At 35.6% G+C, this 20,500-nt stretch carries 14 protein-coding genes and 1 pseudogene; 7 read left to right on the top strand and 8 right to left on the bottom strand.

Features of this window, described 5'->3' with window-relative positions:
* Positions 1-116 precede the first annotated feature (116 nt).
* A complete protein-coding gene (locus K8089_RS15190) occupies positions 117-1,379 on the bottom strand; it encodes a tetratricopeptide repeat protein (protein ID WP_237604149.1) in 1,263 nt (420 codons plus the stop codon).
* Between the two features lie 10 nt (positions 1,380-1,389).
* Positions 1,390-3,915 carry a DNA gyrase subunit A gene (gene gyrA, locus K8089_RS15185; protein WP_237604148.1) on the bottom strand — a complete coding sequence of 842 codons (2,526 nt, stop codon included), beginning with the start codon at positions 3,913-3,915 and terminating at the stop codon, positions 1,390-1,392.
* 256 nt (positions 3,916-4,171) lie between these two features.
* Between gyrA and K8089_RS15180 the strand changes: the two genes are divergently transcribed.
* Positions 4,172-6,724: an ATP-dependent Clp protease ATP-binding subunit gene (locus K8089_RS15180; RefSeq protein ID WP_237604147.1), complete on the top strand. Its 2,553-nt coding sequence runs from the start codon at positions 4,172-4,174 to the stop codon at positions 6,722-6,724.
* 149 nt (positions 6,725-6,873) lie between these two features.
* A complete protein-coding gene (locus K8089_RS15175) occupies positions 6,874-7,251 on the top strand; it encodes a hypothetical protein (protein WP_237604146.1) in 378 nt (125 codons plus the stop codon).
* A 9-nt stretch (positions 7,252-7,260) separates the two neighbouring features.
* Here the strand turns inward: K8089_RS15175 and K8089_RS15170 are convergent, their stop codons facing one another.
* Positions 7,261-8,148, bottom strand: a complete 888-nt coding sequence (locus K8089_RS15170; protein WP_237604145.1) for a T9SS type A sorting domain-containing protein — start codon at positions 8,146-8,148, stop codon at positions 7,261-7,263.
* 34 nt (positions 8,149-8,182) lie between these two features.
* Entirely contained in the window at positions 8,183-9,691 is a 1,509-nt protein-coding gene (gene hutH / locus K8089_RS15165; RefSeq protein WP_237604144.1) for a histidine ammonia-lyase, read from the bottom strand.
* A gap of 178 nt (positions 9,692-9,869) precedes the next feature.
* Between hutH and K8089_RS15160 the strand changes: the two genes are divergently transcribed.
* Complete coding sequence (locus K8089_RS15160) at positions 9,870-11,234, top strand: TlpA family protein disulfide reductase (protein ID WP_237604143.1); 1,365 nt, start codon at positions 9,870-9,872, stop codon at positions 11,232-11,234.
* Between the two features lie 68 nt (positions 11,235-11,302).
* Here K8089_RS15160 and K8089_RS15155 read toward each other — a convergent pair whose 3' ends face one another.
* Positions 11,303-12,850: an NAD(P)H-hydrate dehydratase gene (locus tag K8089_RS15155; RefSeq protein WP_237604142.1), complete on the bottom strand. Its 1,548-nt coding sequence runs from the start codon at positions 12,848-12,850 to the stop codon at positions 11,303-11,305.
* Positions 12,851-13,006: 156 nt separating this feature from the next.
* On the opposite strand from K8089_RS15155, the gene K8089_RS15150 reads away from it, so the two are divergent.
* The gene (locus K8089_RS15150) at positions 13,007-13,423 is read left to right on the top strand and encodes a glyoxalase (protein WP_237604141.1); all 417 of its coding nucleotides are present in this window, start codon (positions 13,007-13,009) and stop codon (positions 13,421-13,423) included.
* A 118-nt stretch (positions 13,424-13,541) separates the two neighbouring features.
* Positions 13,542-14,795: an OmpA family protein gene (locus K8089_RS15145; RefSeq protein WP_237604140.1), complete on the top strand. Its 1,254-nt coding sequence runs from the start codon at positions 13,542-13,544 to the stop codon at positions 14,793-14,795.
* Positions 14,796-14,866: 71 nt separating this feature from the next.
* Here the strand turns inward: K8089_RS15145 and K8089_RS15140 are convergent, their stop codons facing one another.
* Entirely contained in the window at positions 14,867-15,547 is a 681-nt protein-coding gene (locus K8089_RS15140; protein WP_237604139.1) for a DUF2461 domain-containing protein, read from the bottom strand.
* A 130-nt stretch (positions 15,548-15,677) separates the two neighbouring features.
* On the opposite strand from K8089_RS15140, the gene K8089_RS15135 reads away from it, so the two are divergent.
* Complete coding sequence (locus K8089_RS15135) at positions 15,678-16,112, top strand: hypothetical protein (protein ID WP_237604138.1); 435 nt, start codon at positions 15,678-15,680, stop codon at positions 16,110-16,112.
* Positions 16,113-16,272: 160 nt separating this feature from the next.
* On the opposite strand, the gene K8089_RS15130 is transcribed toward K8089_RS15135, so the two are convergent.
* The gene (locus K8089_RS15130; RefSeq protein WP_237604137.1) at positions 16,273-17,037 is read right to left on the bottom strand and encodes an SOS response-associated peptidase; all 765 of its coding nucleotides are present in this window, start codon (positions 17,035-17,037) and stop codon (positions 16,273-16,275) included.
* A gap of 106 nt (positions 17,038-17,143) precedes the next feature.
* Entirely contained in the window at positions 17,144-19,012 is a 1,869-nt protein-coding gene (locus K8089_RS15125) for a PLP-dependent aminotransferase family protein (RefSeq protein ID WP_237604136.1), read from the bottom strand.
* Between the two features lie 658 nt (positions 19,013-19,670).
* Here K8089_RS15125 and K8089_RS15120 point away from each other — a divergent pair.
* A pseudogene (locus tag K8089_RS15120) lies at positions 19,671-20,500 on the top strand (hypothetical protein); the annotation flags it as partial.

Raw genomic sequence — 20,500 nt, 5'->3', positions numbered from 1 at the left:
ATAACAATTAACTCAATAACCCAATCCGGGAAAGGTCTTAAAAAGTAGCGCATAAAATAAAAGGCCGCCTAATTAGTTTTTAGACGACCTCTTTTAATTATAAGCAATAGTAAGTTTTAATTTTGAGCTTCTAAAGCATCTAGTTTTGCTTTAACCGCTTTATATTTCGCATCTTCTCCTATTTGACTGTAAATATTCATTAAATACCGGAGTACGTTTTGATTCGATGGGTTAATAGCATTAGCTTTTTCAAGGTACGGCATTGCATCTTTATAAGCATTTTCGCGTATCTTTTTTAGTTCGTCGTATCTTTTATTATCGGCAGATGAGTTTCCTAAGCTGTTCATCTCTTCAACAATTGCATCCTCTCCAGATAATTTTAAAGCGGCGATGTTTATTAACGCACCTTCGTAATCGGGTTTTAATTCTAGTGCTTTGTTGTAGTATTCTAGCGCTTTTTCCTTATTCCCTAGTTGGTCGTTACTAATTCCTAAATTGAAATAAATTTCTGGGTTTTCAGGATCTGTAGCTACAATTTTCTCCATTAACTCATTGTAACGCACATTATCACCCATTTTATAACTCATATCGGCATCAGCGCGCATCAAAAATACATCGTTTGGATTTTCTGCTCTTGCAGTTTCTATTAGGCTTTTTGCTTTTTCGGTATCTCCTTTTTCGATATAAATAAGGGTCATATTTCGAAGTATTTCACCCTTTCTCGATTCGGCTACATTTGCTTCTGGTTTAATATATTCACCAGATTTTACGGCAAAATCTCTAAGTTTTTCGTTATCAAAGGCTTCAACTTCGCCAGTGGTTTTGTTGGTTGCAACGTATTCTATTGTTGCTCCACTATACCCCATGTCTAATAGCATTTGGTAGTATTTTAGGGCACTGTCGTAATCTTTGCCATTTACCGCATTTCCGGCCGCAAAATACAAATCTGATGTATCTTTCTTTGTAACCATATAACTGGTATATAGTTTGTCTGTTGCCATTTTATAGTTTTGTGCATTTTGATCTTTTATTGCTCCATTTATCAAAGTTGCACGTAGATTTTGAATTTGATCGCCAATCTGAATTTCAATTTTTGGATCTAGTTCAATTGCCTTGCTATATGCTTCAGCAGCACCTTTTAATTTATTAAAATCGGCTCCTCCCGTTCCAAAAAGTGCCTGACCTCTCGCCGCATAAAACTGTGCTTTCATCTCGTTATCAACAGCGCTTAGCATAGGTTCAGCCTCATTTAGGTAAGATAAAGCCTCACTGTATTCATTAGACTTTATAGCTTTTTCGGCTTTTCTAATTTCCTTTTTTTGTCCAAATGAAATAGCAGATACAAAAGCCAGTCCTGTTATTAATATTCGTGTTTTCATGTGTAAATATTTATTCGTTATTTTCGGTTTGAGATTCGTTATTATCAAGAGTAATGCCATCATTGCTTTCGTCTAAATTCTCCAATTCATCGTCTTCTTCATTTTTCATGGCTTTTGCAACTGCTGCAATCGCGTCGTCTTCTCTTACTTTTATTAGACGTACACCTTGGGTTGCACGCCCCATCACACGAAGATCAGCCACCGCCATTCTAATAGCAATTCCCGATTTGTTAATAATCATTAAATCGTCTTCATCGGTCACATTTTTAATGGCGACTAATTTACCAGTTTTTTCGGTAATATTAATAGTCTTAACTCCTTTTCCACCGCGATTGGTAATTCGGTAATCTTCAATAGATGAGCGTTTTCCGTATCCATTTTCAGAAACAACAAGTATATCTGAATCATTTTCATCTACTGCAATCATTCCGATAACCTCGTCGCTTTCATCGCCCAATCTAATGCCGCGAACTCCAGAAGCATTTCTTCCCATTGCTCTGGTTTTTTCCTCTTCAAATCTAATTGCCTTACCAGAACGCACTGCCAACATAACTTGGCTGTTACCAGTAGTTAATTTTGCTTCAATTAACTCGTCATCTTCTCTAATGGTAATTGCATTAATACCATTGGTACGTGGTCTAGAGTATTGTTCTAACGGTGTTTTTTTAACTTGGCCTTTTTTGGTAGCCATAATTACGTAATGACTATTTATGTATTCTTCATCTTTTAAATCTTGAGTACAAATGAATGCTTTTACTTTATCATCTGGTTCAATATTTATAAGGTTTTGGATTGCCCTACCTTTAGATGTTCGTGTTCCTTCAGGAATTTCAAAAACTCGCATCCAGAAGCACTTTCCTTTTTGTGTAAAGAACATCATATATTGATGATTTGTACCTACAAAAAGGTGTTCTAAGAAATCTTCATTTCTCGTAGCCGAAGCTTTTTGTCCTACACCACCTCTGTTTTGTGTTTTGTATTCAGAAAGTGAAGTACGTTTAATATACCCAGCATGCGAAATGGTTAAAACCACCTGTTCGTCTGCAATTAAATCTGTAATGCTTACGTCGCCACCAGCATATTCAATTGTAGATCTGCGCTCATCGCCGTATTTTGCGCGAATTTCTTCAAGTTCTTCTTTTATAATTTGCATTCTGCGCTCTTTGTTTGCGAGAATATCTTTGTAATCCTGAATTGTTTTCATCAATTCTTCATACTCGCTACGCAATTTGTCTTGTTCTAGCCCCGTTAATTGGCGCAAGCGCATTTCTACAATGGCTTTTGCTTGAATTTCGGTTAGCTTAAAGGCTTCAATTAGCTTTTCTCTTGCTTCGTCTGCATTAGACGATGCTCTAATTAAGCGTATAACTTCGTCTATATTATCTGAAGCAATGATTAACCCTTCTAAAATGTGGGCGCGTTCCTCTGCTTTTCGAAGTAAATATTCGGTACGGCGCACAACCACCTCGTGGCGGTGTTCCACAAAATAATGGATTAGTTCTTTTAAATTTAGCATTTGCGGCCTTCCATTTACCAAAGCAATATTGTTTACGCTAAAACTGGACTGCAACGCTGTGTATTTATAAAGGGTGTTTAATACAATGTTTGGCACCGCATCGCGTTTTAAAATGTAAACAATGCGCATTCCCTTTCTATCGCTTTCATCGCGAATGTTTGAAATACCATCAATTTTCTTATCGTTAACCAAGTCTGCGGTTTTTTTAATCATTTCCGCTTTATTAACTTGATAGGGTATTTCAGAAACAACTATGCATTCACGGCCGTTGACTTCTTCAAAACCGGCTTTGGCACGCATGACTACACGACCACGACCAGTTTTAAAAGCTTCCCGAACGCCATCGTAGCCATAAATAATTCCGCCGGTTGGAAAATCGGGAGCTTTGATGTGCTGCATTAGCTCATCAATTTCAATATCGTTATTTTCTATATACGCAATTGTTCCATTTACCACTTCGGTAAGGTTGTGTGGTGGCATATTGGTTGCCATACCCACGGCAATACCCGAAGCGCCATTTATTAATAGTCCTGGAACACGCGTTGGGAGAACGGTTGGTTCTTTTAATGTATCGTCAAAGTTAAGTTGGTGATCTACGGTTTCTTTATCGATATCTGCTAGCATTTCTTCCGAAATTTTCTGCATTCTCGCTTCTGTATATCGCATGGCAGCTGGGCTGTCGCCATCCACAGAACCAAAGTTTCCTTGGCCATCTACCAATAGGTAACGCAAGCTCCACTCCTGTGCCATACGTACCATAGCATCGTAAACAGATGTATCTCCGTGTGGGTGATACTTACCTAGCACCTCTCCAACAATTCTCGCAGATTTTTTATGTGCACCTGTTGCTCTAATGCCTAATTCGTGCATTCCATAGAGTACTCTTCGGTGAACAGGTTTCATTCCATCACGAACATCTGGCAGGGCACGTGACACTATGACCGACATCGAATAATCGATGTAGGCAGATTTCATTTCATCTTCAATGTTTATTGGAATTATTTTATCTCCATCAGCCATAAAAAATAGGTTTAATAATCGTGGTTAAATTAATGGAGCAAGATACACATTTCTGTAGGTTTAACAGGGGTTATTGCCATGCGATATTCACGAATTTATTAACAAATTTAGGGGGTAAAAACGTTAATAAGTATCGTGCTATATTCTTTGATTTACAGTATATATTTTGTCCTTTTACTAAAATCATTTTAAATAGGAACAGTTTTTGTCCTATTTTGGTTAATTTAGTACCAAACAGAAGAAGAGGATTTAAAATATGGATGATAATTTTTCCCCAAGAGTAAAAGATGTTATAGCCTACAGTAAAGAAGAGGCACTGCGTTTAGGTCACGATTTTATTGGAACTGAGCATTTAATGCTCGGTCTTCTAAGAGACGGGAGCGGTAAAGCAGTGACTATTCTTAATGCACTTGCAATAGACTTAAACCATTTACGAAGAAAAGTAGAAATATTAAGCCCAGCCAATCCGGGCGTTACTACAAATACAAACGATAAAAAGAATTTGCACCTAACTCGCCAAGCAGAAAGAGCCCTGAAGACTACCTTTTTGGAAGCCAAACTTTTTCAGAGCAATTCTATCAATACGGCGCATTTACTTTTGTGCATTCTTCGGAATGAAAATGACCCAACTACAAAATTGTTGAACAAGATGAAGGTGGATTATGACGTGGTTAAAAACCAGTTTAAACTTATGATTACAAACGAAGACGATTATATAGATACCCCAAGCGCCGAATCGTTTCCAAACGATGAAGGTGCTTCGGCCGAAGATCCTGGCAAAGAAAACCTGTTTTCGGGAACTGCCGCAAAATCGAATAAAAAATCGAAAACGCCAGTTTTAGATAACTTCGGAAGAGACCTTACTGCAATGGCAGAAGAAGGAAAACTAGACCCCGTAGTAGGCCGTGAAAATGAAATACAACGCGTTTCACAAATTTTAAGCCGCAGAAAGAAAAACAATCCACTGCTAATTGGTGAGCCCGGTGTTGGTAAATCTGCCATTGCCGAAGGTTTAGCCCTGCGGATTATTCAACGAAAAGTTTCTAGAATTCTTTATGATAAAAGAGTGGTGACATTAGATTTGGCGAGCCTTGTTGCTGGAACCAAATATCGTGGCCAGTTTGAAGAGCGCATGAAAGCCGTAATGAACGAGCTTGAAAAGAATGACGACATTATTCTTTTTATAGATGAAATTCATACAATCGTGGGTGCCGGTGGCGCCACGGGTTCTTTGGATGCTTCAAATATGTTTAAGCCAGCTTTGGCACGAGGCGAAATTCAATGCATTGGTGCAACTACATTAGACGAATATCGTCAATATATTGAAAAAGACGGCGCTCTTGAAAGACGTTTTCAAAAAGTATTGGTAGAACCAACCACGGTTGAGGAAACCATTGAAATTCTTCAAAATATTAAAGATAAGTACGAAGCACACCACAATGTTAATTATACAGATGAAGCAATTGAAGCTTGTGTTAAATTAACAAATAGGTATATGACCGAGCGATTTCTACCAGATAAAGCCATTGATGCTTTAGATGAAGCCGGTTCTCGTGTACACATTACAAATATTCACGTACCCGAAAAAATTCTTCAGCTTGAAAAGGAATTGGAAGAAGTGCGTGAACTAAAAAACACCGTGGTTAAAAAACAGAAATACGAAGAAGCCGCTAAACTTAGAGACGACGAGAAAAATATTGAAAAAGAACTTGCCGTGCAACAAGAGCAATGGGAAGCCGATTCAAAATTACATAAGGAAACCGTTTCGGAAGAAAATGTTGCCGAAGTAATTTCTATGATGACCGGGGTTCCTGTAAGCCGAATCGCGCAAACGGAAAGCACAAAATTAGCTGCCCTACCCGACCGAATTAAAGGAAAAGTGATTGGGCAAGACCAAGCCGTTGCCAAAGTGGTAAAAGCAATACAACGAAACCGTGCTGGCCTAAAAGATCCCAACAAACCCATTGGTTCGTTTATATTTTTAGGGCAAACTGGAGTTGGAAAAACACAGCTTGCAAAAGTTTTAGCTCGGGAGTTATTTGACTCAGACACGGCATTAGTGCGAATAGATATGAGCGAGTATATGGAAAAATTTTCCATCTCTCGTCTAGTTGGTGCACCTCCTGGGTACGTAGGTTATGAGGAAGGTGGACAATTAACCGAAAAAATTAGAAGAAAACCATACGCGGTGCTGCTGTTAGATGAAATTGAAAAAGCACACCCTGATGTTTTCAATATGTTACTTCAAGTTTTAGATGATGGTTACTTAACAGACAGCCTTGGACGAAAAGTTGATTTTAGAAATACGATCATCATCATGACTTCCAACATTGGAGCCAGACAATTAAAAGATTTTGGACAAGGAGTTGGTTTTGGTACTTCGGCCAAAAAGAGTCAAGAAGAATCGCACACTAAAAGTGTAATTGAAAATGCCTTAAAGAAAACGTTCGCACCAGAATTTTTGAACCGTATAGACGACGTTATGGTTTTCAATGCCTTGGAAAGAGAAGACATTCATAAAATCATAGATATTGAACTGGATAAATTATTTATTCGAATTTCAGATTTAGGATACGAACTTAAGCTTACCGAGAAGGCAAAAGATTTTATTGCAGACAAAGGTTTTGATAAGCAATATGGTGCGCGTCCATTAAATAGAGCTATTCAAAAATACATTGAAGATGCTTTGGCCGAAGAAATAATAAACAGTAGTCTGCACGAAGGCGATACAATACTGATGGATCTTGATGAAAAAGCCAATGAGCTTACTATAAAAATCAAGAAACAAAAGAAAACAACAGAAACCTAGAACCTTAAATTTTCGGTATAACACAAAATCCTCCAATAAATAATTGGGGGATTTTTTATTAATATTTTATTAATTTTCGATTTATCCTCACATTTTTTAATAATTAATTCATTATTAATGTCTAAATTAGAGATATAAATCAACTATTTATGATAGAAAAAATACACTTAGAGTTTGGGGAAGGACATATTTTTCAAAATTATATCGTGGTGTATATGAATGAAGGGATAACTGTTAAACCAGAATACAATACGTATTTAATTGAAATTTCAGAAAAATATTTTAAAAATAGACCTTTCGGTTATATTACGTACCGCATTAATAGTTACGCAGTAAACCCTATGGTGTATTTACAAACATCAAAAATTGATAATTTAATTGGGTTTGCTATCGTTTCAAAAACTGGTTTAAAGAAAACTAATGTGGAAGTAGAAAAAAGGTTTATGAAAATTCCTTTTGAACATTTTAATAATTTAGAAATTGCCAAAAAATGGATTGATAGTATTATTCTTAAACACAATGAATAACGCAAATTACTATTTAATTATTTTAAAAGTCTTCGCGCTGCCCCCTATTCCTTTCGTCAAAACTATGTAGGTTCCAGAATCAAAACCCGCCAAATCTAATGAAATTGTTTGTGTAAAATTATGGTGTATGGTTTTAAGTTTCTTACCGTTTAAACTAAAAAGTGTGAGTTGCGTTATGTTCTGCGCATTGTGTAGTAAAAAGGTTTGCGTACCGTGCAATTTTGATACTATAACTTTTTCCAAATTACTTTCTGGAACCCCCATAAAAAGTGGTGTGCAGTCGTCTATAGAATCTAAATTGGCATAAAACACATCCCTACCTTTAAAATAACAACTCAAGGCACCCACTCCATTTAAATCTGGAAAACCTCCCGGCGCATTAATTAAAGAAAGCGAACCTACCCCCTCTACCCAGATTGCATTGTCAGTACTTATGGGATTAGATGGGGTGGGCGAAAAATAAAAATAATCGTAATTCTGTCCATCTACTAATGGTCGCGGTATAATAGAATCTAACCTAAAATAACCTCCTTCTTCTGGAAATGGAGTTATAGGATTTTGCATATTTATAGTGTCGCCAACCCGCAGTGTAAAATCGTATAACAAATATTCGTCAATGCCGCCACTAGGACGTATTTTTAAGAAGTAAAGTTTCTTTTCTGCTACTTCTTCGCGCAATAAAAAAGTACGGGATATAAAGTGGTAGCCATCCAATATTTTATACGTTTTTCCATTTACGAGCGTATCGCCATCTGTGTAATATTTATCTGAGTAGCACCCAAAGTAACAGGTGGTAAAATGCCATTCATTTTCATGGTTGAGTATGGGCGTATAATCTTGCCCGATAAGCGAGAGTGAAAAAAATAACATTGTAAAGAATGTAAAAAGAAACCTCATAATTTTTTACTTTTTGCAACACTAAAACACCTATTTAACCAAAAAGAATATCTGCATCAATATTTAGTGATTGCAAAAACGCATCACTCGCGTGAATGTCATCTGCTAACACACGATCATTCTCCATAAATGGAACAATAGAGCGATAGGGTTTTAAAAATGACTCTATAAACGGCGAAGATTTTTTGGGTTCTCTAAATTTTAACGCTTGCGAAGCATTCATCAATTCAATAGCAAGAATTGTTTCAATATTTTCAATTACACGTAAACATTTTGTAGCGCCATTGGCTCCCATACTTACGTGGTCTTCTTGCCCATTTGACGACACAATAGAATCTACAGAGGCTGGGGCTGCCAATTGTTTATTTTGGCTTACAATACTCGCTGCAGTGTATTGCGGAATCATAAAACCACTATTTAACCCAGGATTATCTACAAGAAATGCAGGCAAATTACGCAAGCCAGAAACTAATTGATAAGTTCTTCTTTCCGAAATATTTCCAAGCTCGGCCATTGCAATTGCCAAATAATCTAATGCAAGTGCTAAGGGCTGCCCGTGAAAATTTCCACCAGAAATAATAACATCTTCTTTTACAAATATATTGGGATTGTCTGTTACCGAATTAATTTCGGTTTTAAATGTTTTGTGAACAAAACCTATAGTGTCTTTGGTCGCACCGTGAACTTGCGGAATACAACGGAATGAATACGGGTCTTGCACATTTTTCTTTTCAGAAAGACCCAATTCACTACCTTCTAAAAATTCCAGAAGTTGCTCGGCAGTTTTCACTTGTCCCCTTTGCGGTCTAACCAAATGCACCAAGGCGTTAAACGGACTCATATTACAATCAAAAGCATCTACGGAAATAGCGCCAATTAAATCGGCCAAATACGAAATTTTATAACTTTTTAGAAGAATATACACGCCGTAAGCACTCATAAATTGGGTTCCGTTGAGCAAAGCCAGTCCTTCTTTGGCTTGAAGTTTTATAGGTTGCCAATTAAACTTTTTAAGCACTTTTTCTGAAGCTATGCGCTCGCCTCCATAATAAACTTCGCCTTTACCTAAAAGCGGTAAAGAAAGATGCGCCAAGGGTGCTAAGTCTCCCGAAGCTCCTAAACTTCCCTGTGTGTAAATCACAGGCAGAATATCATTATTATATAAATCTATTAGTCGTTCTACGGTTTCAATTTGCACTCCGCTATACCCATAACTAAGCGATTGTATTTTTAGCAAAAGCATTATTTTTATAATGGGTTTTGGCACAAATTCTCCTGTCCCACAAGCGTGAGACATTACTAAGTTTTCCTGCAGTTGCGAAAGGTTTTCGGAAGTAATTTTCACGTTGCACAAAGAACCAAACCCAGTGTTTATGCCATAAACCGGGGTTTCGTTATCCTTCATTTTATGAATTAGATATTCGCGAGACTTTTTAATATTAAGTTGCGCCTCTTCAGAAAGTCCGAGCGTCTTGTGGTTTTCAATAATATCTTTGATTACGGAAAGATCGAGAATTTCTGAGCTTATATAATGTGTTTTCATTAAGTAGGTGTTCTTTTCGCAAAAATACTGTTTTTTAATTGCTATACCAGTTTTCCATGTTTCAAAAACCATTAAAGACGATAATCTGTCTAAATTTAAGATTTAAAATAAACAGCTCACAATGTTTATAATTGTTAATTCAATATGTAATTTTACAAATAATTTAAAAAATAAATCAATGAAAAAAATAAGTGTGTTTTTTATAGTGCTATTTGTTATTGCCTGTAAACAGGAAGAAAAGCCACAATACTCATTAATTAGCGGCGTCGTTGAAAATAATACTGGAGAGACTGTCTTTGTGCGCGGTAACGGCTTTGAGTATAGAACTCCAATTAGCGAGAACGGAACTTTTTCAGATACGCTAAATATAAAAACAGATGGTTTTTACGAAATGTATGTTGGTCGTGAACGCACGAATATTTATTTAGAAAAGGGTAAAAATCTTTCCGTTACCCTCGATGCTAACGAATTTGACGAAACTCTTAATTACACGGGCGATTTAGCAAGCGTTAACAATTTTATCGCTGCCAAATACCTCTGGAACGAACAAAATTTAAATTACAAAGAAATTTTTTCCCTGAACGAAACCGATTTTAAAACAGCTTTAGACAAAAACCAAAAAAGTATCGATAGCTTATACGAAGTCAATAAAATTTCAAATGAAAATTTCAAGAAAAACCTTAAAAAAGAAGATGCATATACGCGAGCAAGTTTAATTGAAAATTATAAAAATGCACACAGCTACTACACGGGTAATGCAGATTATCAGGTTTCTGATAGTTTTTATGACGAATTAAAAAACATAGACTTTAAAGACACTCTTGCCTATCGCAACTCTACAGCCTATCAAAATTTACTTGACGCCCACTTTAATAGATTGGTTGATGAAGACCTTTCAGAAGATTCACAAAGTGAAAACATTTTGTATCTGAAAAAGGTAGCGGAAAATTTACCAAACGGTTATGCGAAAGATAAAATAATGAGTAGTTATTTAATGTTCGGCCTTAAACCCGATGAAACCTTAGACGAAGCTTATAATATTTATAAAAACAGTGAGCCAAATCCAGAAAACCTAACAAAACTTACCGAACGTTACAACAAGCTAAAAACAATTACCAAAGGTAATCCATCGCCAACATTTGAGTATGAAAACCACAAAGGCGGAACTACTACTTTGGAAAGTTTAAAAGGGAAATATGTTTATATAGATGTATGGGCTACCTGGTGCGGACCCTGTTTGCGAGAAATTCCATTTTTGAAAGAATTTGAAGAAGAATACGAAAACAAAAATGTGCAGGTAGTGAGTATTTCGATAGACGAGGCGAAGGATTACAACAAATGGAAAACAATGGTTTCAGAAAAACAATTGGGAGGAATACAACTAATGGCAGACAGCAATTGGAAATCGAAATTTGTAGAAGACTATGGAATTTTAGGAATTCCTCGATTCATTTTAATTGACCCGCAAGGTAATATTGTTTCGGCAGATGCTCCAAGACCTTCCGATCCAAAATTGAGAGAAACCTTGGACGCCCTATTGTAATTTTTCAGTCTCTTAAATTTATCTCCACAAATTCAGAAATAAATAAAAACCTATTTCTGAATTTGTGGTTATTTGGTTGTATTGGTAATTGATTTTTCAGGCTCATCTATTTTAAACAGCTCTAAATATGCTTCGGAAACATTGTTTATTATATCGCCAGCCATAACAGCGTCAATACCCAAATGTGCACCAGCTATATCGCCGGCTTTGCCGTGTAAGTAAACTCCAAATACAGCGGCCAACAAAGCATCGTATCCTTGCGAAAGCAAACCAGCAATAATTCCACTTAAAGCATCGCCACTGCCTGCTGTTCCCATCCCAGGGTTTCCAGTGGTATTTATATATAATTTGCTTCCATAAACAATAACGGTATACGCTCCTTTAATTATTAAAACAACCTTGTACTTTTCTGAAAACTTTTTTGCTTTTTCAAGTTTGTGGTAGTCATTTTCCCAAGTACCAATTAGTCGTTTAAGTTCGCCGGGGTGCGGCGTTAAAACGGAATTCTTCGGCAGCAATTTCAACAAAGTTTTATTTTCTGAAATAATATTTAAAGCGTCGGCATCAATAACAAAAGGGGTGTCTTTATTCTGAAACACTTTTTTCAAAGCTTCTACTGTGGCTGTGTTTTTTCCAATCCCCATACCAATGGCAATGGCTGATGGCTTAAAATCAAAAGCAATGTCACTAATAAATTCTTCTTCTTTATCGGTAATTACCATGGCTTCGGGAACGGTGGTTTGCAAGATATTATATCCACATTTGGGTATAAATGTGGTAACCATTCCGGCGCCAGCCTTAAATGCAGCTTTGGTTGAAAGCACTGCAGCACCAAGTTTGCCATAACTTCCGGCAACAATTAAAACGTGACCAAATGTTCCTTTATGATCAAATTTGTTACGTTGTTTATAGAATAATTGTGCCTGGGGTTTCGCAATTAATTGTGCTAATGGTTCAACAGATTGAAGAAATTGAATGTCCAACCCAATCTCCAACACATCAAAATTTGAAACATATGCTGCCGTTTCGGGCAGGAAAAAAGCTAGTTTTGGTGTTTGAAATGTAATTGTATGATCTGCTTTCAGTACCGCATTTTTATCTTCTATCGGTAAATTTGGATAAAGCCCACTAGGAATATCAACCGCTAACTTAAATGCTTTGCTTTGGTTTAAATGTAAGATTAGTTTTTTTACCCATCCGCCGGGACATCGGTTAAGGCCAATTCCGAAAATAGCATCAACAATAAAATCGTCGTCGTTTATTTTTGGAAAATCAGCTTCGCTTTTCATTAATATGGGCCAATTTTTTGTAACATTTTTAATCTTGTTGTAATTAAGCAGGAAATTATCTGAACGTTTATCACTACAATTCACAACGTAAACAACTACATCGTACCCATGTTCAATTAATAAGCGACCAATTACCAAACCGTCGCCGCCATTATTGCCAATGCCTGCAAAAATACGAATAGGCACAGGTGCCCCATTTAAATGTTTGTGTAACCATTGGAATATTTGTTTTCCGGCACGTTCCATTAAAGCTTCGGAAGTAATCCCCTGCTTTTCAATGGTTACTTTGTCTGCATTGTATAATTGTTCTGCGGAAAATACTTTCATATATAAATTCGTTTTTAAAATTAATCTTGTTGGTTTTGTGGCTTACATTATCAAATATAGCAACATTCCCTCGTTTTGTTGAAAGAACGTTTATAACTAAATTCTCGTTTTTGAAAAGGTACCTATATTAATTTTAATTTTATTGAAAACCATATTATGGACACACGAGACACTCAATTATTACTTATGCGCCCCGACATTCCTTCGGCTAGAATATCATCAAATATGTCTGCCGAAGAGTGTTTTCAAAATAAAACATTGCGACCCGTAATAAAGTTACAACACCATTTATTACTTGCAGCTTTTAAAAATTACGTAAACAAACACAAAAATGTGTATTACGGTCTAAGTGTTGAAAAAAAGTTAGACTATGTTGAAAATGCAATTCATAAGGATATGAAATTCCGAAATTCTTTAAAAGGAATTATTATCGGTCAATTTACATTAGTCGAATTTGATCTTTATATACAAAATTCCTCCGCTTTAAATAAACGTATGATGAATATAGTTAAAGAACGCATTAAGGACAACTTGTTGATTTTTGATAAGATAAGCGCTTTAATAGAATCCTAGAATGCCATTAATACTAACAATGTTTTAACAGCTATGTTAAATGTTTTAAAAATTGATGCCTTGACTGGTATATTTTTCCTTAAATTTGTTCTTATTCTGACCAATAAATAAAACAATCATGAAAAAATTAATCCTTCCGTTATTACTATTTTCCGCGTATTTCATTTATGCACAAGAAGAACAGTCGTTTGAATACAACAAATGGTCTGTTGAAGTTGCAGGTGGATTACATAAGCCGGGCAAACCTTTTGCAGGCAATTATAGTACGGACACACCAGCATTTGGACAAGTAAGTTTAGGAGCCCGCTATATGTTTAATAATCGCGGTGGACTTAAATTAGATTTTGGCTACAGCACACTTCAAGAGGACGATAACAGTCTTCCATTTAAAACTAACTATTACAGAGTCTCCTTGCAAGGTGTTGCGAATGTGGGTTCAGTTTTAAATTTTGAAAATTGGACAAATAGAATTGGACTTTTAGCTCACGGGGGTATTGGTTACTCACAACTAAGTCCGAAGGAACCGATAGATCGCGATAGTAACGACCAAATGTTACACGCAATCATTGGACTTTCGCCACAACTTAAACTTGGAAATCGGGTAGCTTTAACTACTGATGTTTCTATGATTGGTAATGTACGTCAAGACTATACTTGGGACGGAACCTCTACAACTAGAATTCGCGGGTTCGATGGGCTTATGGTTAATTTTTCAGTTGGACTTACTTTCTACTTAGGAAAACACGAAAAACACGCCGACTGGGCTACAGAAGCAAGTGTATTTGAAGATAAACTTGCAGACCACGAAGAGCGAATTTCAAAAATTGAAACCGATCTTATCGATTCAGACCAAGATGGCGTACCAGATTATTTAGATCGCGAACCAAATACTGTCTCTGGTGTAACAGTTGACAGTAAAGGTGTTGCTGTTGATAAAAACGAAAATGGTATTCCAGATGAGCTTGAAAGTCCATTAGATGCAAGATATGTTCGAGTTGGTAGTACCGTTGTAGATGATAAAGGAACAATTGAAGAATTATTGAATAAAGGATATGTAAATGTTTACTTTAAATTTAATAGTGATAAGCCTGAAACTTATTCATTAGAAGCAATAAACTATTTAATTAAGTATATGAAGGATCATCCATCTGCAAATGCAGAATTGATAGGCTATGCAGACGAAATTGGTTCGCCAGCATACAACCAAACTCTTTCAGAGAACAGAGCAAAACGTGTATATGAAATTTTAATCGCCTCTGGTGTTTCAGAAGGAAGATTATCATATCGCGGTGGCGGTGAAGATACAACTGTAGATAAATCTTCTTCACCTGCAAGACAGTTAGTGCGAAGAGTTACTTTCAGATTGAAATAAATACTTTAAATAAATAAAATTTATAAGAGCCTTCCTCATCGAAGGCTCTTTTCGTTTTTATGTATAATTACTTATTCAATAATGGAAACTCCGTTTAAGTCTGTCGTCAATATATCACTCATATAATTGAAGAAAGGGCGAAGAAGCAAATAGTAATGCAGCACATTTTCTGAAAATTCTGGCGCGAATACTTCGTCATCTGAGAAGTGATGTTTTACAACAAAATTCTTGAGTTTTATTAAATCTATATTCACGTCGGTTCTATTAAATCCTTTCGGGGCTGTTTTTACCGCATTTCCCCGACTGAAATCACCAAATGCTTCTTTAAAGTCTTTTTGATTTAAAATCTCTCGAATTTCTGAACTGTCCATTTCAAATTCTTTACGAATTCTAAGTAGATCGGCAGGTTTGGGACTAAAAAAACCACCGGCCATATAACTATTTCCAGGTTCTAAGCGTAAATAATAACCGCCACGGCGCATTGCTCCCGCTCTGCTGAAACTTACACTTCTATGAACATTATACGGAGTTTTATTTTTACTAAAACGAATATCTCGATTAATACGGAAAATCTTGGTTTTAGCTATTTCATCGGATGTATTTAGTCCATTTTCCAGAGTCTCATAAAATTCTTTTAAAATCTTTTCATTGACTAAATATTCTGGTTTATGCCCTGCCATCCACTCGCGGTTATTGTTTCTTTTTAGTTTTAATAAAAAACTAAACACCGATTTGGGAATGGTTGGATTCATAAAAATTTATTTAAAACAGTAAAGATAAGTTTTAGTATTAGAAGAAAAAAAGACGAGTTTTTGCTACAACCGATACATACTACTTCAAAAAAAACTATATTTATACTAACAACCTAAAAAACAATTTTTTATGAATGCAAAAACCAAACTAAACAAATCGTTTTGGATCATCGCTGTACTCGCACTTTTGTGGAATTTAATTGGGGTATATTTTTGGTTATCAGAAAATTTTTTAATGACCGATGAAATGAAAACCACAATGCCTCCTGAACAAGTAGAACTCATGAACAACGCCCCCGCTTGGGGTATCTATATTTATGCCATCGCTGTTTTTGGAGGCGCTATCGCGAGCGTATTATTACTAATGCGTAAAAAGTTAGCTGTCGGCTTTTTTGGCTTTTCACTTCTTGCAATATTAATTTTACAATTGTATTGGGTATTTGCTATGGACATCGTGCAAGTTATGGGGCCTCAATCGCTTATTATGCCAACAATTGTAATTGCAATCGCAATATTCGAATATTTTTACAGTAAAGGTGCTGCGCGCAACAATTGGTTAGTATAATTGGGAAGAATAACGAACGGCGAGAAAATAAATTTTTTTCAAAATGTTTTTTTCAGAAAGAAACTTTCTTAAGCTAGAATTTAAGTTTCTCGTATTGTTTTAATTTCGATTAAAATTAATAGGAAGCGCTAACTCTATTTTTGCGCTTTATTCCTTCCTTTTAAAATTCGAGATCACTGTAGTTAACCTTTTTTGAAATTGATTCCACATTCCCCAGATATTCCTTTCCGCGCAATTTCGCAACGGTATGTGCCATTAGTTCATCTGCTGGATATTCCATTATCAATTCTTTGATTTTTATTATATCGAGTTCATCATTAATTGGATTTAGCCAGTTATCTTCAAGTTCAGTAGGTAGTATTACTGGCATTCGGGGTCCTTTCAATTTTGGATTGTTGTGAATTTTCGCTAACAATGCATTTCCATTCGTGGTTACTATTGAAAAAGTTTTCAGAATTCCGCCAGTTTCTGGGTTTTTCCAATCGCTCCACAACCCGGCCAGCGCCATTGGTTTTTCATCTTTTCGGAAAATATAAAAAGGATAGGTTTTACCGTTAAAATGATGATGCTCGTAAAAACCATCGACAAAAATTAAACAGCGGTTATTTTTTGCCGAAGTGCGAAAAGAGGGTTTTTCAAAAATGGTCTCTCCCCTAGCGTTCAATGTATTATTCCACTGCTTTTTTAAATCCCCTTGATTTTTTACCCAATGTGGAACAAGCCCCCAGGTGGCAACTTCTGGAAATTCTGGAGATCGGTCTGTATAAATAAGCAGTTCAGGATGGCTAAAACCAGAGACGTGATAAAGCGGTAGGTCTGTAAGTGGCACAAGTTTTTCTACTATCTCTTCAATTGCCAATGCATCGCCCTTTCGCCTTGCTCTTTTTAGTTGAGATTCTAAACTTGCTTTTATGTCGTAGCACAAAATCTATAAATTTATATTATCAAATGTTTTAAATTGTGGCGAAAGCACTAAGAATCAGTCTAGTTTCTGAAGAATTGATTTCGGTTTTTGCCAATCTATCTTACAGTTATTTAATACTTTCCACAAAATCTGAAAATACCTTTTTATGTCTCGCTAGATCCAATTTGGGCGACAGTGACGCTCGTACAATATAATCTTTGTCGCCTTCCTTAGTTGTGCCCTGCGTAGAGGTTGCTGGAATTGTCCAATAACTCCCTTTTAATTGTCCGTAACTAACACAAAACTTGCATTCAGTAGGGATTTCAGTAATCATTGCATTAATTAACTTTAGATTTAAAGCTCTTTTATACGCTTCTCTTTCTTCATCTGTATTTCCTTTTGTAGGCAGATCTAAGGAAAACACTGAAGGTGTAAATCCTTGCGCAGCCAATTCATTTGAAACAAAATTGATATTAGCCTTTGGTAAAACGTCGTGAATAAAATTCACAAATTCACGTGTGTTTTTATATGCTTCCGCAATTCTTTGCGTCATTGAAGGGAGTTGTTGGGCTAAAATTTCATATTGAAGATCTGTAGCCTCATTATCGCAAAGATTTAAATGCAACTTTATTTTATCCATCAGCGTTTCTGTTTTTGTATTTCCTACACAGTAACCAGCGGTAACTCTTCCACCGCTTGGAAACTTGGAGCCGCTAACATAGGCAATAGTTTTAACCGTTGAGAGAATTTCGCCTTCACCTAAAAAGTGAACATTGGGACAAAAAGTTTGGTCCAAAATAAATACAGGAGCGGCGGCTATATCTTGGTTTTTTGTTTTACGCACGGCACTTAAAGCCGTTTTTAATTTTTCAAGATTGGGAACTTCTACTCTTGGGTTTGTTGGAATTTCGGCAATTATATACGGAATAGCGTCTTCATGTGCCACCTTATCTAAAATGCTTTCTATACTTTTTACCATTTCATTGTCTCCATCGACAAGTAAATCTATAACTTCAACATTTTCAATACAAGCGGCAACACGTCTTGCTTGATCGTTGGTACCACCATAACAATTTGGAGGAACAATAAATTTAATGGCTTTTCCTTTGTGATTTTCGAGTGCATCATCTACGAGTCCCATCATAATTGCATACTGAATAGACAATCCACTTGAGGCTACTTGTACTTTAGAATGTGAGCCGGTAATACCTCTTATTGAATCTACTACGCTAGATTTATCTGCATCAAACTTATTATTTTTGCTGTGGCACATCTCATCGCTGTAGGTGGAATTGCCTGCTAAAATTTTTAAAGCTGTGTAGGAATTAGCCGGAGTCATAGCGATAGTCTCTCTTCTTCGTACGTGTTGTATTTCTGAAATGTAGCTTTTTTCCTGTGTCTTGTTAACTATTAACACACTGCCTAAATGCCCGTAAAGATTGACAATAAAGTCTATGTTCGCGTTTAAATCGGGTTTACCAATTTCAGGGTTTTGCGAAATGAAGACTGTAGTTCCGTTAGCTCGATCCCTTACAATATCTTCTGATTTTTCAATTTTTGTTAAACTAAAATTATATCCATAAACATCGCGTAATTTTTCAGCATTAAAAGCTTTGGGTAATTCGTCGACGTAAAATATTTGAGTGGTTTTATTATCGAGTAAGTTTTTTCTAAGAATCGCCATAACGGGTATTGTCTTAGAAGAAAAACTGATTACATTTTCTGAATGTAGGTGATTTAAATTAGCGATTGCCCATTCTAATATAGATGACAAAGGATGCCCCAAACGTATATAATCGTACGCTGTGGGTAATTCAATAAGCGCCGATTTTTCAAAATTATTTTTATTGTATAAACTTTCAAATTGATTTAAAAACTGTGTTTTTGCTAATTGTTCATCGTAAATATCAAGTCGGTGTGTGGTTAAGTTTAACCAATCATTCGGCATATTTTCCAAAACCGCTTGAATGTAATTTTTAATTTTATTCTCTGTCATAATTTCACTTTTAAATAGACCTGCAAGATACGTTAATTAGAAATTGTATTAAAAGTACCGACGATGGTTTTGCTGTATTTTAGGGAAGAATTATGCTTTCGAAAAATGTATCTTATTCATTCTCTATAGGAATGAAAACTATATTTCTTTGAAGAAGTTTAGCTAAAACTTTTAGCAAATAGACTAATCCATTTTACCGAAATTTAAAATAACACAAAGTTTAATTTACGTTTAGTTAGTGTTAATTTAGAAGTCAAATTTTTCAACTGACAATAAGTTAATTCCTACAAATCAGTAAATTACGGAATAAATTTTCACAAAATTATTTCAATAGAAAATTATAATTTAATTATTGAACCTCCATTTATTGAAGACAGATAATTTTAAACTCAAAATATTTTAGAATTACGACTTAACCATCTTTTTTACAGATAGTTGAGTCAAATAATTAATTAAGGTTATTACAGATAACTTTATAAATTTACTCTTAATTGCCTGATTAATTAGTCTGAATTTTCTTATAAATATAATTTTAGTGAATCCAAAACTTGGCTAATAATTCTTTTCAGATTTAACAATAAATTTGGTAAAAGCAATAATTAATTATAGATTTGCTTGAATTTGATCAACGTTCTTACCCCCTCCAAATCTTATCATTATGAAAAAATTACTACTCCTACTGATATTTATCAGTGGTAATTTTCTTTTCGCTCAGGTTGGTATTGGCACAGACATGCCCAATCCTTCAACGCAGTTAGAAATTAAATCTTCGAATAGAGGTATTATGATACCTCAAGTTCCTTTGACCGGTATAACAGATCAATCCACCATTTCGGCTGGTAATCTGGAGAGTTTGTTGGTTTACAATATTAGTACCAACGCCACGCTATCGCCAGGTTATTACTACTGGTATCAAAATAAATGGAATAGGCTTCTAACGGAGACAGATTTGCCAGACTACATTGTTTTTTGGGATGTTGTAAATAATAATTTTTACTACTATGACCAAAATGGGGATATTATAATCATAGACATCTCAGATCTTGAAACTCTTACATTTCTTGAATTAAAAGCAGATGGCCACACGCTTGAATACACAGATGAAGACGGTGTTGTAACCAGTATTGATCTTGGAACTGTAATTGACACTTTTGAGACGCTTACCACAATTGTTGATAATGGCGATGGTACATTTACATATACTGATGAAAACGGCGACCCAACCACAATAGATATTTCAAACCTAGAAACGCTAACTTCGTTGGCGTTAAATGCAAATGGTTATACACTAGAGTACACCGATGAAGACGGGATAATAACTAACATCGATCTTGGTGCGTTAGTAAATAACTTTGAAACCCTTACAACTATAGTAGATAATGGTAATGGTACCTTTACTTACACAGATGAGGATGGCGGAACCACAACCATCGATATTTCAAATCTGGAAACACTTACCTTTTTAGCACTAAATCCGGATGGAAGAAC

The sequence above is a fragment of the Aequorivita vitellina genome, from assembly GCF_022008365.1.
GTDB lineage: Bacteria > Bacteroidota > Bacteroidia > Flavobacteriales > Flavobacteriaceae > Aequorivita > Aequorivita vitellina.
The sequence above is the reverse complement of the archived record's forward strand: the minus strand, read 5'-3'. Positions and strand labels throughout refer to the sequence as shown.

Excerpts from the sequence above, each read along its gene's own strand:
- K8089_RS15135 (WP_237604138.1), top strand. The coding sequence starts at position 15,678 with ATGAATGCAAAAACCAAACTAAACAAATCGTTTTGGATCATCGCTGTA.
- K8089_RS15180 (WP_237604147.1), top strand. The coding sequence starts at position 4,172 with ATGGATGATAATTTTTCCCCAAGAGTAAAAGATGTTATAGCCTACAGT.
- hutH (WP_237604144.1), bottom strand. The coding sequence starts at position 9,691 with ATGAAAACACATTATATAAGCTCAGAAATTCTCGATCTTTCCGTAATC.
- K8089_RS15125 (WP_237604136.1), bottom strand. The coding sequence starts at position 19,012 with ATGACAGAGAATAAAATTAAAAATTACATTCAAGCGGTTTTGGAAAAT.
- K8089_RS15160 (WP_237604143.1), top strand. The coding sequence starts at position 9,870 with ATGAAAAAAATAAGTGTGTTTTTTATAGTGCTATTTGTTATTGCCTGT.
- K8089_RS15175 (WP_237604146.1), top strand. The coding sequence starts at position 6,874 with ATGATAGAAAAAATACACTTAGAGTTTGGGGAAGGACATATTTTTCAA.
- K8089_RS15170 (WP_237604145.1), bottom strand. The coding sequence starts at position 8,148 with ATGAGGTTTCTTTTTACATTCTTTACAATGTTATTTTTTTCACTCTCG.
- K8089_RS15190 (WP_237604149.1), bottom strand. The coding sequence starts at position 1,379 with ATGAAAACACGAATATTAATAACAGGACTGGCTTTTGTATCTGCTATT.
- K8089_RS15140 (WP_237604139.1), bottom strand. The coding sequence starts at position 15,547 with ATGAATCCAACCATTCCCAAATCGGTGTTTAGTTTTTTATTAAAACTA.
- gyrA (WP_237604148.1), bottom strand. The coding sequence starts at position 3,915 with ATGGCTGATGGAGATAAAATAATTCCAATAAACATTGAAGATGAAATG.
- K8089_RS15150 (WP_237604141.1), top strand. The coding sequence starts at position 13,007 with ATGGACACACGAGACACTCAATTATTACTTATGCGCCCCGACATTCCT.
- K8089_RS15155 (WP_237604142.1), bottom strand. The coding sequence starts at position 12,850 with ATGAAAGTATTTTCCGCAGAACAATTATACAATGCAGACAAAGTAACC.
- K8089_RS15145 (WP_237604140.1), top strand. The coding sequence starts at position 13,542 with ATGAAAAAATTAATCCTTCCGTTATTACTATTTTCCGCGTATTTCATT.